This window comes from Streptomyces sp. PCS3-D2 (genome assembly GCF_000612545.2).
Taxonomy (GTDB): Bacteria; Actinomycetota; Actinomycetes; order Streptomycetales; family Streptomycetaceae; genus Streptomyces.
On the sequence record NZ_CP097800.1, the window covers coordinates 6,344,511 to 6,356,577 of the forward strand.

Sequence of the window (12,067 nt, forward strand, 5' to 3'; positions counted from 1 at the left end):
GCCGACCACGGGGCCCGCCGGGCCCGACACGGGGGAGTTGAGTGAAGCAGTGGCCGATCCGTCCGAAACGACCACGGGGGCAACCGTGCACCCAGCCGCCCACGCGGCCGGCACGCCCAGAGGCTCCGGCTTCTGGGTGGTGGGTGCCGTCCTCGTCCTGCTGATGCTCTCCTCCTCCGTACCCTCCGCCCTCTACGTGCTCTACCAGCAGAAGTGGGACCTGTCCTCCGGCACGATCACGGTCGTCTTCGCCCTGTACGCCGTCACCGTGCTGACCGGGCTGCTGCTCTTCGGGTCCCTCTCCGACACCCTGGGCCGGCGCCCCGTCCTCGCCGCCGGGCTGGTCCTGGCGATCGTCTCGATGGCCTGCTTCGCCGGGGCACAAGGGCTCGGGCTGCTCCTGGTGGCCCGCGCCGTGCAGGGGCTCGCCGTGGGACTGGCCACCGGCGCGATGGGCGCGGCCCTGCTGGAACTCAGCCCGGTTGCGCGGCCCGCCCTCGGCGCCCAGGTCAACAGTGCCGGCCCGACCGTGGGCATCGGGCTCGGCGGGATCGGTGCCGGACTGCTCGTCCAGTACGCGCCCGCACCGACCGTCCTGAGCTACCTGCTGCTCATCGGGGCCTTCGCCGTGACCCTGGTGGGGGTCGTCCGCATGCGAGAGAGCGCTCCCGGCGCCGGCGGCCGACTGCGGGTGGTCCCGCACCGGATCCACGTACCGGCCGGCGCTCGGGGCCGCTTCCTGGTCCTCGTGCTGACCATCGTCGCCGTCTGGTCCGTGGGCGGCTTCTACCTCTCCCTCGGCCCGCACCTGGCCCTGTCCCTGCTCCGGTCCACGAACTACCTCGTCGGCGGGGCCACCGTCGCACTGCTCGCCGGCGCCGCCACCGCCGCCCAGCTCCTGCTCGGCCGCACCGCGGCGCTGCGCACCGCCGTGCTCGGGCTGCTCGGCCTGCTCACCGGTCTCGCGCTCGTGCTGCTTGCACTGGGCCTGGGCTCGGCTCCCCTGTTCCTGGCGGCCACGGCCGTCCTCGGCAGCGGCTGGGGAGCCGCCTTCCTCGGCGCCTTCCGGGCGCTGAGCGGGCTGGCCGATCCGGCCCACCGCGGCGAACTGACCGCCGCCGTATACGTCTTCGCGTACCTCGCGATGAGCGTGCCGGCCGTGCTCGCCGGGATGCTCACCAACATCCACGGGCTGCACCGCACCTCGGTCGGTTTCATGGCCGCCGTCGCCGCGGTGTGCGCGGTGGCCCTGCTGGCCACCCTGCGCCTGGCCGCCCGCACCAAGGCCGAGGGGAGCACGGCATGAGCACACCGGACCCGACCGCACCGCACATGAGCACACCGCACATGACCGCATCGCGCATGACCGCACCGGAGCTGCGCTCCGCCCTGCGCGGACTCGAAATCTTCGCGGGGATCACCGAGGACCAGCTGGACTGGCTGGTGTCGGTGTCCCGGCCGCAGCTCCTCGCCGACGGGGAGGTGCTCTTCCGGGACGGCGAGGAGGCCACCGGCTTCCACGTGCTGCTCTCGGGCGGGCTCGTCGTCACCAAGGTCGTCGACGGCCGGGAGGAGGTGCTCACCCGGCATTCCACCGAGGAGGAGAGCGCCGCGGCCGAGGACCACGACGGCAAACCCCCGGCAGCCCACCGGTTCACCGGCGAGCTGCCGCTGCTGACGGACGGCGCGTATGTGGCGACCGCCGCCGCGAGCGGGCCGGCGACCACGGTGGTGGCGTACCCCAAGGCGGTCTTCTTCGAGATGCTTACGCGCTGCCACGGGGTGGCCGCCGTACTGATCCCCGTGCTGGCCTGGCGCATCAAGTCCTCCGAGGTGCAGGCCCGCAAACGGGCCACCGTGGAGGCGCTCGGCACCCTCGCCGCCGGGCTCGCGCACGAGCTGAACAACCCGGCGGCCGCCGTGGCCCGGGCCGCGCAGGAACTGGCCCCGGCCCTGGACCGGCTCACCCGGACCGCGCAGGACTGGGGTGCGGCCGCCACCGCCGCCGAACGTTCGGTCCTCGACCGGCTCACCGCGGAACTGGACGGACTGCCGCCACCGGTCACCACCGATCCGCTGGCCCAGGCCGACGCCGAGGAGGAGATCGCCGACTGGGCCGACGAGGCCGGAGCCGAACGCCCCGGCCTGCTGGGATCGGGCGTCTCCGATCTGGGACGGGAACTGGGCTGGCTCCTGGAGCGGATCGAGGGGGTCGGCAAGGAGGCGCTGCCCCGCGCCCTCGACCACCTGGCGGCGCTGCTGGAGATCCGGTCGCTCGCAGCCGAGCTGCGGGCCGCAGGCCCCAGGATCTCCCAACTTGTTTCCGCCACCCGGGATTACGCCAATCTCGACCGGGCGCCCGAACAGCGCTTCTCGGTGACCGAGGGGCTGGAGAACACGCTGGTGGTGCTGCGTGCCAAGCTCGACGGCATCAGCATCGTGCGTGCGTACGATCCAGATCTTCCCGAACTGACGGGCTATCCCAGTGAGTTGAACCAGGTGTGGACCAACCTGGTCGACAACGCCGTCGAGGCCATGGAAGGTGCCGGCGTGCTGACGCTGAGCGCCCGGTCCGAGGGCGTCTGCATGGTCGTGGAGGTTGCCGACACCGGGCGGGGCATTCCCGAGGAGTCCCTGCCGCGGATCTTCGAGCCCTTCTACACGACCAAGGATGTGGGCAAGGGCACGGGCCTGGGGCTGCACCTCAGCTATCGCATCGTGACTCAGCGCCACCGCGGGTCGCTCACCGCCCGCTCGCGTCCCGGCGAGACCCGGATGGTCGTGCGGCTGCCCTTCGCGGGCAGCGCACAATCCTGCGTCTCACCTGCACAGAAACCCGATACCGCAGTGGAAACCGCACCTACCGAAGGCACCTCTCCCCAGTGAAACGGAGTCGACATGGCCACGTACGACATCTCCACACTGCACCCGGTGTTCGTCCGCCAGATGGAGGCGCTGGCCGCCTTGGACATCGAGGCGGTGATGAAGAACTACACCGACGACGCCGTGCTGTTGCGGTTCGAGGGCGTCTCGGTGGGCATCGAAGCGGTGCGTGAGACCTTCACCGGCTACCTCAGCGTGAAGCCGACGCTGGTGGAACTTCAGGAGTACGTCGAGACCGAGGACACCATCTTCTATCGGGCGATCATGAACCTGAACGGCGAACCGGAGCACGCATTCGGGACACTCGTGGTCCGCGATGGCCGAATCTGGCGCCAGACCGCCGGATTCGGCAGCTGAGGCCGGAAATCTGGGTAGCGTGTGCGGGGAGAGCGGGTGAACGCGCTCTCCCCGTATGTGCGGACCGCGGTGCGCACGCCGGGAAACGGTAAAGGGGAGGTCATGGAAAATGAGACCGGGCGGGTCGAGGCATTCAGTGACGGCGTATTCGCCATCATCATTACGATCCTCGTCCTGGAATTAAAGGTTCCGGAAGAAACCGGTTCGGACTTCTGGCACGGGGTCCGTGAACAGTGGCCCCATTACGCCGCCTATGTGGTGAGCTTCCTCATCATCGGTGTGATGTGGGTGAACCACCACACCATCTTCAGTCACCTCAAGCGGGTCGACCGTCCGCTGTTGTTCCTGAATCTCATGGTGCTGATGGTGGTATCGGTGATCCCGTACACCACCAACGTGCTCGCCGAGCACCTCACCGAGGGCAGTGACGCGAACCCGGCCGCGGTCCTCTACAGTCTCGTCACCGTGGCCTACGCCTTGGCGTTCCTGCTGTTCTGGTGGTACGTCACCCGGGTCGGGCACCTCTTCCACGAGCAGGTGGACAGGGACGGGGCGCGGGCCACCAGGGTGCGTTTCGGCCTCGGTGCCATCGCCTATCCGTGCACGGTCGTCCTGGCCTTCTTCTCGGCACCGCTCACGCTTGTCGCACACTTCCTGATCGCGATCTACTATGCGGCGAACCAGATCCCCATCCCCCTCGTGGTAGAGGAAGAGCGGCTCGAATCTGCCAGCGACCTCAGGAAGTAGCCGCAGGGGCCTACGGCCGTTCTTCGCGGTCAAGTAGGGTATTGGATCTAGCTGGTCGCGGGGGAGGCCCAGATGGCTCGCGCAGTCCTGCCGGAGGATTCCGTCAAGGAAATCTCCGAATTGATCGATGTCATGATCTCTCTTCTCTTTGAGTCCTTACCCCGGCGGGACCAGCGAAACTGGGCCCGCGTTTATCTGAACGGCCTCGTGCGGACCAACGGGAAGAAAACAATCCGTAACATCGCCGGAACGGGGGCGAGTTCGGTCGAGCAGAGCCTCCAGCAGTTCATCAGCAAGTCCCCCTGGGACTGGACGCCCGTCCGGCGCTCCCTCGCCCAGCACCTCGAACGCACTGCGCAGCGCCCCCTGGCCTGGGTGCTCCAACCCATGGTCATAGAGAAGGCCGGGGACCGCTCGGTCGGTGTCGGCCGGCAGTTCGTCCCCCAGCTCGGCCGCACCGCCAACTGCCAGCAGGCCAGCGGGATCTGGCTCGCCTCCAGCGAAGCCAGCTTCCCGGTCGAATGGACCCTCACCCTCCCCGGACCCTGGACCAGCGAACTCATGCGCCGCCGGCGGGCCGGCATCCCGGACACCGCCCGCTCCCTCACCCCCGCCCAGGACGCGGTACACGCCGTCCAGCGGATGGCCGCCACCTGGCAACTCCAGCGCCGGCCCGTGGTGATGGAGGTCGCCAACTGCGATCTGCCGCGGAGCGTCGACTCCTTCGCCCTCCAGGACATCCCCTTCGTCTTCAAGGTCGACGGCTCGCTGCCCGTCTCCTTCGGCGGTGCGGGCCGGCACAAACCCGGCCCGTACACCGCACCCGCACGCGAACTCATCGACTCCCTGCGCTCTCAGCGCCGCGTCGTGGAGTGGACCCGGCACGGCCGGTCCGAGGGAGCGGTGACCCTGCTGACCTCGGCCCCGATCGTCGCCACCCCGTGCGAGGACCGTCCCGCGCCCTCCCCGCCCACCCCGCTGCTGCTGGTCGGGGCCTGGACCGAAGCGGGCCTGCTCCCCTCCGAGTTCTGGATCACCAACATCGGGGACCGGCCGCTCGCCCAGCTCTTCCTGCTCGCCAAACTGACCGACCGGGTCTCCCTGGACTTCACCGAGACCTGCGAACCGGTCGGCATCCGCGACTTCGAAGGCCGCTCCTTCCGCGGCTGGCACCACCACGCCACCCTGGCGAGCGTCGCCCACGCCGCGAAACTCCTCGGCGCACGCCCGCACGCCGACGACCGGTACCCCGGTCCCGCACGTCCCGCAGCCGCCACCCGGCCCCCCGCAGCACGCCCGGCCACCCCGGACATGCTGCCCCCGCACCTGCCCGGACAGACCCCGCGCCGCGAGTACATCCGCTGATGCTCGACATCGCCGAGGAGCTACGCGCGTGGTGCGCCGGACGCCGGGAATTCGCCCTGGCCACCGTGGTCGCCGTCAGCGGCAGCGCGCCGCGCGGCCCCGGTGCCTCGCTCGCCGTCGACGACCGGGGCACCGCGCTCGGCTCCCTGTCCGGAGGCTGCGTGGAATCCGCCGTCCACGAGCTCTGTCTGGACGCGATCGCCACCGGCCGGGGCGGCCTGCACCGCTTCGGCTACAGCGATGACGACGCCTTCGCCGTGGGCCTGACCTGCGGCGGAGTCCTCGACGTCCTCGTCACCCCGGTGCGCGGCCGCGACCCGGTGCGGCCCGTCCTCGGCGCGGTCCTCGACGCCGCCGCCGACGGGACCCGCGCCGCGCTCGCCCGTGTGGTGTCCGGCCCGCCCCGACAGCTCGGTCGGGCGCTCGCCGTCCGCGCCGACGGCTCCTACCAGGGCGGACTGGCCGGCGGCGCCGCCCTCGACCGCGCCGCCGCAGGCCGGGCCCACGCCCTGCTGCTCGCCGGCCGTACCGGCACCACCGAGCTCGCCACCGCCGACGGGGTCTGCGGCGAGCCGCTGAGGCTGCTCGTCGAGTCCGCCGCCGAACCGCCCCGGCTCCTCGTCTACGGGGCGATCGACTTCGCCGCCGCCCTGGCCCGGATCGGCGCCTTCCTCGGCCACCGGGTCACGGTCTGCGACGCCCGGCCCGTCTTCGCGACCCCGGCGCGCTTCCCCGACGCCGACGAGGTCGTCGTCGACTGGCCGCACCGCCATCTGGCCGCGCAGTGGGAGGCGGGCCGGCTGGACGCCCGTACCGCCGTCTGCGTCCTCACCCACGACGCCAAGTTCGACGTACCGCTGCTGGAGCTGGCCCTGCGGCTGCCGCTGGGCTACGTGGGCGCCATGGGATCCCGGCGCACCCACGCCGAACGTGCCAGGCGCCTGCGCGCGGAAGGGGTGACGGACTCCGCCCTGGCCAGGCTGCGCTCACCCATCGGCCTCGACCTCGGGGGCGCCACCCCCGAGGAGACCGCCCTTGCCATCGCCGCCGAGCTCATCGCCCACCGGCACGGCGGATCGGCGCTTGCGCTGACCGGCGGCGCGACCGCCATCCACCGAAGACCCGCTCCCGCCACCGCGACCCGTCGCGCGGCCCCGGCCGCCCTCAGCCCGCCCGCCCCCTGACGTGCTCCAGGACGCGCTGGAACTCGGCGGTCGGCGAGAAGTCGACGTACTCCGTGTCGGTCAGCGCCACCGGGATGTGCCCGGGGCCCCAGTAGAAGGCCTGCCCCTCCTCGTACACCTCCTCGCCGTCGGCGGTCCGCATCAGCAGCCGGCCCTTGAGGAGGTAGCCCCAGTGCGGGCACGGGCACATGTCGCCGGGGAGCCCCTTGACGGCCTCCGTGAGATCGGCGCCCTCCGGGAGGCGGAAGAACCCGACGGTCAGGTCGCCACCGATCTCCCGCATCCGCACCTCCAGCCCGCCGCCTTCCAGCACGACGGGCGCCTCGGCCCGCGTCGTCGCCGTCATGGACCCTCCACCGCTGCTCGGCCCGGACGCCCCGGGACCTGTTCCGACCCCTCCACTGTGACCCGACCGGGTGCATCCCGCCCCCGAGGACGTGCGCCCGCACCTCGGCGGGACCACGGTCCCGTAGGAAGGCACCATGCGGCTCACAACGCCTTGGACGATCGGCCCGGGCGGTGTGAACGCCAGGTCGTGGGAGAATGAAGTACGTGCGTTTCCTCGGCTGCACCCTGTCGAGGCACCTCCGATGGACTGGGATGTTCAGCACGTGCGTTTCCTCAATGACCTGAAGCCGCCGTACGACCTGACGTACGACGATGTGTTCATGGTGCCGAGCCGCTCCGCGGTCGGTTCCCGCCAGGGCGTCGACCTCTCCTCGCCCGACGGGACCGGCACCACCATTCCCCTTGTCGTGGCGAACATGACCGCGATCGCCGGCCGCCGGATGGCCGAAACCGTCGCCCGCCGCGGCGGCATCGTCGTCATCCCCCAGGACATCCCGATCGAGGTCGTCACCGACGTCATCTCCTGGGTGAAGACCCGCCACCTCGTGCTCGACACCCCGATCACGCTGACGCCCACCCAGACCGTCGCGGACGCACTGTCCCTGCTGCCCAAGCGCGCCCACGGTGCCGGAGTCGTCGTCGACGGCGAGGGGCGCCCGGTCGGCGTCGTCACCGAGCACGACCTGACCGGCGTCGACCGCTTCACCCAGCTCTCCGAGGTCATGTCGAAGGAGCTGCTGCTCATCGACGCCGACATCGATCCCCGCGAGGCCTTCAACAAGCTGGACGCGGGCCACCGCAAGCTGGCCCCGGCCGTCGACCAGGACGGCAGGCTCGTCGGCATCCTCACCCGCAAGGGTGCCCTGCGCGCGACCCTCTACACCCCGGCCACCGACGCCGACGGCAAGCTCCGCATCGCAGCCGCCGTCGGCATCAACGGCGACTTCGCGGCCAAGGCCAAGCAGCTGCTCGACGCGGGCGTGGACACGCTCGTCATCGACACGGCGCACGGTCACCAGGAGTCGATGATCAATGCGATCAAGGCCGTCCGCGCGCTGGACCCGCAGGTCCCGATCGTGGCCGGCAACATCGTCGCCGCCGAGGGCGTCAAGGACCTCATCGAGGCCGGCGCGGACATCATCAAGGTCGGTGTGGGCCCCGGCGCCATGTGCACCACCCGCATGATGACCGGCGTGGGTCGCCCGCAGTTCTCCGCCGTGCTGGAGTGCGCGGCCGAGGCCAGGAAGTACGGCAAGCACGTCTGGGCCGACGGCGGTGTCCGTCACCCGCGCGACGTGGCGATGGCGCTGGCCGCCGGCGCCTCCAACGTCATGATCGGCTCCTGGTTCGCCGGCACGTACGAGTCCCCGGGCGACCTCCAGCAGTCCGCCGAGGGCCGCCTCTACAAGGAGTCCTTCGGCATGGCCTCCGCCCGCGCCGTGCAGAACCGCACCAGCGAGGAGTCGGCCTACGACCGCGCCCGCAAGGGCCTGTTCGAGGAGGGCATCTCCACCTCGCGCATGTTCCTCGACCCGGCCCGCCCGGGCGTCGAGGACCTGATCGACTCGATCATCGCCGGCGTCCGCTCCTCCTGCACCTACGCCGGTGCCGGATCCCTCGCGGAGTTCGAGGAGAAGGCCGTGGTCGGCATCCAGTCCGCAGCCGGCTACGCCGAGGGCAAGCCGCTGCACGCCAGCTGGAGCTGAACCCGGCGATAGAGGACCCGGCGGCAGGGGCCCCGTGCCCCCGCTCCCGCGGCCTCGGGTCCGTCCGGCACGGACGGACCCGAGGCCGCGGGCCTTCAGCACCGCGGCGGCAGGACCCGCCCCGACGGAGAACTGTGCACGCCCGCGTGGTATTTGGGGATGCGCACGGTCACCTTCATGCCGGCGCCGACCCCCGTCTCCATCACCGGACCGTACGCGTCCCCGTACACCTGCCGGATCCGCTCGTCGACATTGGGCAGTCCCACCCCCGACGAGGAACCCCCGCGCTCCCCGGCCAGGATCCGGCGCAACAGGGCCGGATCCATCCCCACCCCGTTGTCCTCGACGGTGATCACGGCGTCGGGACCCGTGTCCTGTGCCGTGATCGTGATCCGGCACTCCTTGGTCGAGTCCTCCAGCCCGTGCTTGACGGCGTTCTCCACCAGCGGCTGCAGACACAGGAACGGCAGGGCCACCGGCAGCACCTCGGGCGCCACCTGCAAGGTCACCTTCAGCCTGTCACCGAACCGGGCCCCGGCCAGCGCCAGGTACTGCTGGATGGAACGCAACTCATCGGCCAGCGTGGTGAATTCGCCATGCCGGCGGAAGGAGTAACGCGTGAAGTCCGCGAACTCCAGCAGCAGCTCCCGCGCCCGCTCCGGATCGGTCCGCACGAACGAGGCGATCGCCGCCAGCGAGTTGAAGATGAAATGCGGCGAGATCTGCGCCCGCAGTGCCTTGATCTCCGCCTCCATCAGCCGGGTCCGCGAACGGTCCAGCTCGGACAGCTCCAGCTGCACCGACACCCACCGCGCCACCTCCGTCGCGGCCCGTACCAACACCGCCGACTCCCGCGACCCGTACGCCACCAGCGCCCCCAGCACCCCGTCCTCGCCGGTCAGCGGGGCGAACACCGCCCACTTCAGCGGACAGTCCGGCCGCAGGCAGTCCGTCCGCACGCTCTGGCTGCGCCCCGACTCCAGCATCACCGCCACCCGCGCCATCGCCCGCCGCTCGTGGTGGTCGGCACCCGGGCCGTCCCACGCCAGGACCGCCTCCCGGTCCGTCAGGCACAGCGCCTCCGTCCCCAGCAGCGACCGCAGCCGCCGGGCCGCTTTGCGCGCCGCGTCCTCGGTCAGTCCGGCGCGCAGCGGGGGAGCGGCCAGCGAAGCCGTGTGCAGCGTGTGGAAGGTGGCCCGCTCCACCGGAGTGCCCAGGTCCAGGCCCGCCAGGCGCTCCCCGCGCCGCGCGTGCCAGCGGCCCGCCGCCCAGCCGAGCCCCAGCATCACCGCCGCACCCGCCACCACCAGCACGGCGAGCAGTGCCTGTCCCACCCCGGTCACCGCAGGCCCCCCGCCCGGCTCCCCGCCACGACCTCCGGCAGGTGCAGCCGGGTCAGGATCGCCGCCGTCCCCGCCGGGATCCGGGACCGGGTGGCCAGCGACACCGCCACCATCGTCAGGAACCCGAGCGGTACCGACCATGCCGCCGGCCAGGCCAGCATCGTGTGCGCCCAGCCCGCCGGAGCCAGCCCGGTCCGTGTCGCCAGCACTGCGCTCAGCGCGGCCCCGCCACCGGTGACCAGCCCGGCCACCGCACCCGGCGGGGTCAGTCCGCGCCACCAGATGCCCAGCACCAGCAGCGGGCAGAACGACGAGGCCGACACGGCGAACGCCAGGCCCACCGCGTCCGCCACCGGCACCTGGGTGGCCGCCATGCTCCCGCCCAGCGGCACCCCGATCGCCACCAGCGCCGCCCACCGGAAACCGTGCGCCCCGCACCTCGGCAGCACGTCCTGGTGCAGTACCCCGGCCACCGCCACGGTCAGGCCCGAGGCCGTCGACAGGAACGCCGCGAAGGCACCCCCGGCCAGCAGGGCCCCCAGCAACTCGCCCAGCACACCGCCCAGCATCCGCTCCGGGAGCACCAGCACCGCGGCGTCCGCGTCACCCGTCAGCGCCAGCTCGGGGGCGTAGATCCGGCCCAGTGCCCCGTACACCGGCGGCAGCAGGTAGAAGGCACCGACCAGCCCCAGCACCACCAGCGTGGTCCGCCGCGCCGCCCGCCCGTTGGGGCTCGTGTAGAAGCGGACCGCCACGTGCGGCAAGCCCATCGTCCCGAGGAACGTCGCCAGGATCAGTCCGTACGTGGCGTACAGCCGGTACTCCCGCAGCTCCCCGGACGGCGGCTCCGACCACGTGCCCACCCCCGCCCCCGGCTCCGCCCGGGCGTCCGGGACCGGCGTGTCCGCGGCGAACTCCAGCCGCGCGTGAGCCCGTACGGAATGTTCACCGGCGGCCAGCACCAGCGGTACCGACACATGGCTGCGGCCGTCCACCTGCCCGGTCACCGTCACCGCCAGCGGCTCCCGCACCGACAGTCGCACGTCCTGCGCGAGCGTCACCGACGTGGCCTGGCGGAAGACCGCCGGCGCGTCGAAGGTGGCCCGCGGCGCACCGTCCCCGGCCCACGCGCCGAGCAGGAAGAACGCAGGCACCAGCAGGGCGGTCAGCTTGAGCCAGTACTGGAAGGCTTGCACGAAGGTGATGCTGCGCATCCCGCCGGCGGCCACGGCCACGCTCACCACACAGGACACGACCAGCCCGCCGGCCCAGTGCGGAGCCCCGGTGAGGATCTCCAAGGTCAGCCCGGCCCCCTGCAACTGCGGCAGCAGGTACAGCCAGCCGACCCCGACCACGAACAGCACCGCGATCCGGCGCACCGCCCGGGACTCCAGCCGCGCCTCGGCGAAGTCGGGCAGCGTGTAGGCGCCGGACCGCCGCAGCGGGGCGGCCACCAGTGCCAGCAGCACCACATATCCGGCCGTGTAGCCGACCGGATACCAGAGCATCCCGGGGCCCTGCAGCAGCACCAGCCCGGCCACCCCGAGGAAGGACGCCGCGGAGAGGTACTCCCCGCTGATCGCCGCCGCGTTCAGCCGCGGCCCCACCGTGCGCGAGGCCACGTAGAAGTCGGACGTGGTCCGGGATATCCGCAGGCCCAGCGCGCCGAGCAGCAGGGTGACCAGGACGACGACACCGACCGCGGTCAGCGCGTACGTCTGGTTCACCAGAGCGGTCCTTCGGACGGGAGGCGGGGTGACCGGAGTCTACGCAGGCCCCCGACCGGGCGACAGACACGATTCGGACCCTCCCGGTCCGCCGCCGTCAGATGGCCGGGTCACGATGCCCGGCGCAGTCCCGCAGGGCGATCTCCAGCTCCACGTACGACTCCTCCGCGCGCCGGAAGGCCAGCGTCAGCGCCGCCTCCGCACGCGGCGGGACCTGATCGCGGACGCCCTCACCCGCCTCGTACAGGATGTCTGCCCAGCGGGCGGCCGCACTGCGCAGCAGGGCGAGCAGCGCCTCGGCCTCGGCGGGCCCCGCCGGCCGCCTCCGCGGCAGCCCGCTCAGGGCGTCGACCAGCGCCTGGACCTCGGACATCTCGCTCCTCCCGGGCCGGGAAGATCCACGATAC

11 protein-coding genes are annotated in these 12,067 nt (G+C 71.9%); 7 read left to right on the forward strand and 4 right to left on the reverse strand.

Translation table 11 applies throughout. The features are described 5' to 3' along the window. The first annotated feature begins 85 nt into the window (after positions 1-85). The 6 genes from AW27_RS28455 (at position 86) to AW27_RS28480 (ending at position 6,536) form a co-directional block, all read left to right on the forward strand. On the forward strand, positions 86-1,306 hold the full coding sequence (locus tag AW27_RS28455; protein WP_037926545.1) for an MFS transporter: 1,221 nt from the start codon (positions 86-88) through the stop codon (positions 1,304-1,306). Then, the gene (locus AW27_RS28460; protein ID WP_078556881.1) at positions 1,303-2,886 is read left to right on the forward strand and encodes an ATP-binding protein; all 1,584 of its coding nucleotides are present in this window, start codon (positions 1,303-1,305) and stop codon (positions 2,884-2,886) included. The genes AW27_RS28455 and AW27_RS28460 overlap by 4 nt, the downstream gene beginning before the upstream one ends. A 12-nt stretch (positions 2,887-2,898) precedes the next feature. Further along, positions 2,899-3,240, forward strand: coding sequence for a nuclear transport factor 2 family protein (locus AW27_RS28465; protein WP_037926212.1), 342 nt, complete (start codon positions 2,899-2,901; stop codon positions 3,238-3,240). 36 nt (positions 3,241-3,276) lie between these two features. Beyond that, positions 3,277-3,987 (forward strand): TMEM175 family protein, encoded by a 711-nt coding sequence (locus tag AW27_RS28470; RefSeq protein ID WP_236647783.1) that lies wholly within the window; start codon positions 3,277-3,279, stop codon positions 3,985-3,987. Between the two features lie 72 nt (positions 3,988-4,059). Beyond that, positions 4,060-5,352, forward strand: coding sequence for an IS701 family transposase (locus tag AW27_RS28475; protein ID WP_078556883.1), 1,293 nt, complete (start codon positions 4,060-4,062; stop codon positions 5,350-5,352). Next, the gene (locus AW27_RS28480; protein ID WP_052031167.1) at positions 5,352-6,536 is read left to right on the forward strand and encodes an XdhC family protein; all 1,185 of its coding nucleotides are present in this window, start codon (positions 5,352-5,354) and stop codon (positions 6,534-6,536) included. The genes AW27_RS28475 and AW27_RS28480 overlap by 1 nt, the downstream gene beginning before the upstream one ends. On the opposite strand, the gene AW27_RS28485 is transcribed toward AW27_RS28480, so the two are convergent. Beyond that, positions 6,517-6,882: a cupin domain-containing protein gene (locus AW27_RS28485; RefSeq protein ID WP_037926218.1), complete on the reverse strand. Its 366-nt coding sequence runs from the start codon at positions 6,880-6,882 to the stop codon at positions 6,517-6,519. The two genes, AW27_RS28480 and AW27_RS28485, sit on opposite strands and share 20 nt — an antisense overlap. Positions 6,883-7,126: 244 nt before the next feature. On the opposite strand from AW27_RS28485, the gene AW27_RS28490 reads away from it, so the two are divergent. After that, positions 7,127-8,590: a GuaB1 family IMP dehydrogenase-related protein gene (locus tag AW27_RS28490; RefSeq protein WP_037926220.1), complete on the forward strand. Its 1,464-nt coding sequence runs from the start codon at positions 7,127-7,129 to the stop codon at positions 8,588-8,590. Between the two features lie 95 nt (positions 8,591-8,685). Here AW27_RS28490 and AW27_RS28495 read toward each other — a convergent pair whose 3' ends face one another. The 3 genes from AW27_RS28495 to AW27_RS28505 form a co-directional block, all read right to left on the reverse strand. Further along, a complete protein-coding gene (locus AW27_RS28495) occupies positions 8,686-9,933 on the reverse strand; it encodes a histidine kinase (RefSeq protein ID WP_037926222.1) in 1,248 nt (415 codons plus the stop codon). Further along, entirely contained in the window at positions 9,930-11,660 is a 1,731-nt protein-coding gene (locus tag AW27_RS28500) for a sodium/solute symporter (RefSeq protein ID WP_037926224.1), read from the reverse strand. The genes AW27_RS28495 and AW27_RS28500 overlap by 4 nt, the downstream gene beginning before the upstream one ends. Before the next feature lie 97 nt (positions 11,661-11,757). After that, positions 11,758-12,033, reverse strand: coding sequence for a hypothetical protein (locus tag AW27_RS28505; protein WP_037926226.1), 276 nt, complete (start codon positions 12,031-12,033; stop codon positions 11,758-11,760). Between the last annotated feature and the right edge of the window lie 34 nt (positions 12,034-12,067).

Bases quoted from the DNA above. Each gene is read 5' to 3' on its own strand.
- AW27_RS28460 (WP_078556881.1), top strand. From the start codon at position 1,303: ATGAGCACACCGGACCCGACCGCACCGCACATGAGCACACCGCACATG.
- AW27_RS28465 (WP_037926212.1), top strand. From the start codon at position 2,899: ATGGCCACGTACGACATCTCCACACTGCACCCGGTGTTCGTCCGCCAG.
- AW27_RS28475 (WP_078556883.1), top strand. From the start codon at position 4,060: ATGGCTCGCGCAGTCCTGCCGGAGGATTCCGTCAAGGAAATCTCCGAA.
- AW27_RS28480 (WP_052031167.1), top strand. From the start codon at position 5,352: ATGCTCGACATCGCCGAGGAGCTACGCGCGTGGTGCGCCGGACGCCGG.
- AW27_RS28485 (WP_037926218.1), bottom strand. From the start codon at position 6,882: ATGACGGCGACGACGCGGGCCGAGGCGCCCGTCGTGCTGGAAGGCGGC.
- AW27_RS28490 (WP_037926220.1), top strand. From the start codon at position 7,127: ATGGACTGGGATGTTCAGCACGTGCGTTTCCTCAATGACCTGAAGCCG.
- AW27_RS28505 (WP_037926226.1), bottom strand. From the start codon at position 12,033: ATGTCCGAGGTCCAGGCGCTGGTCGACGCCCTGAGCGGGCTGCCGCGG.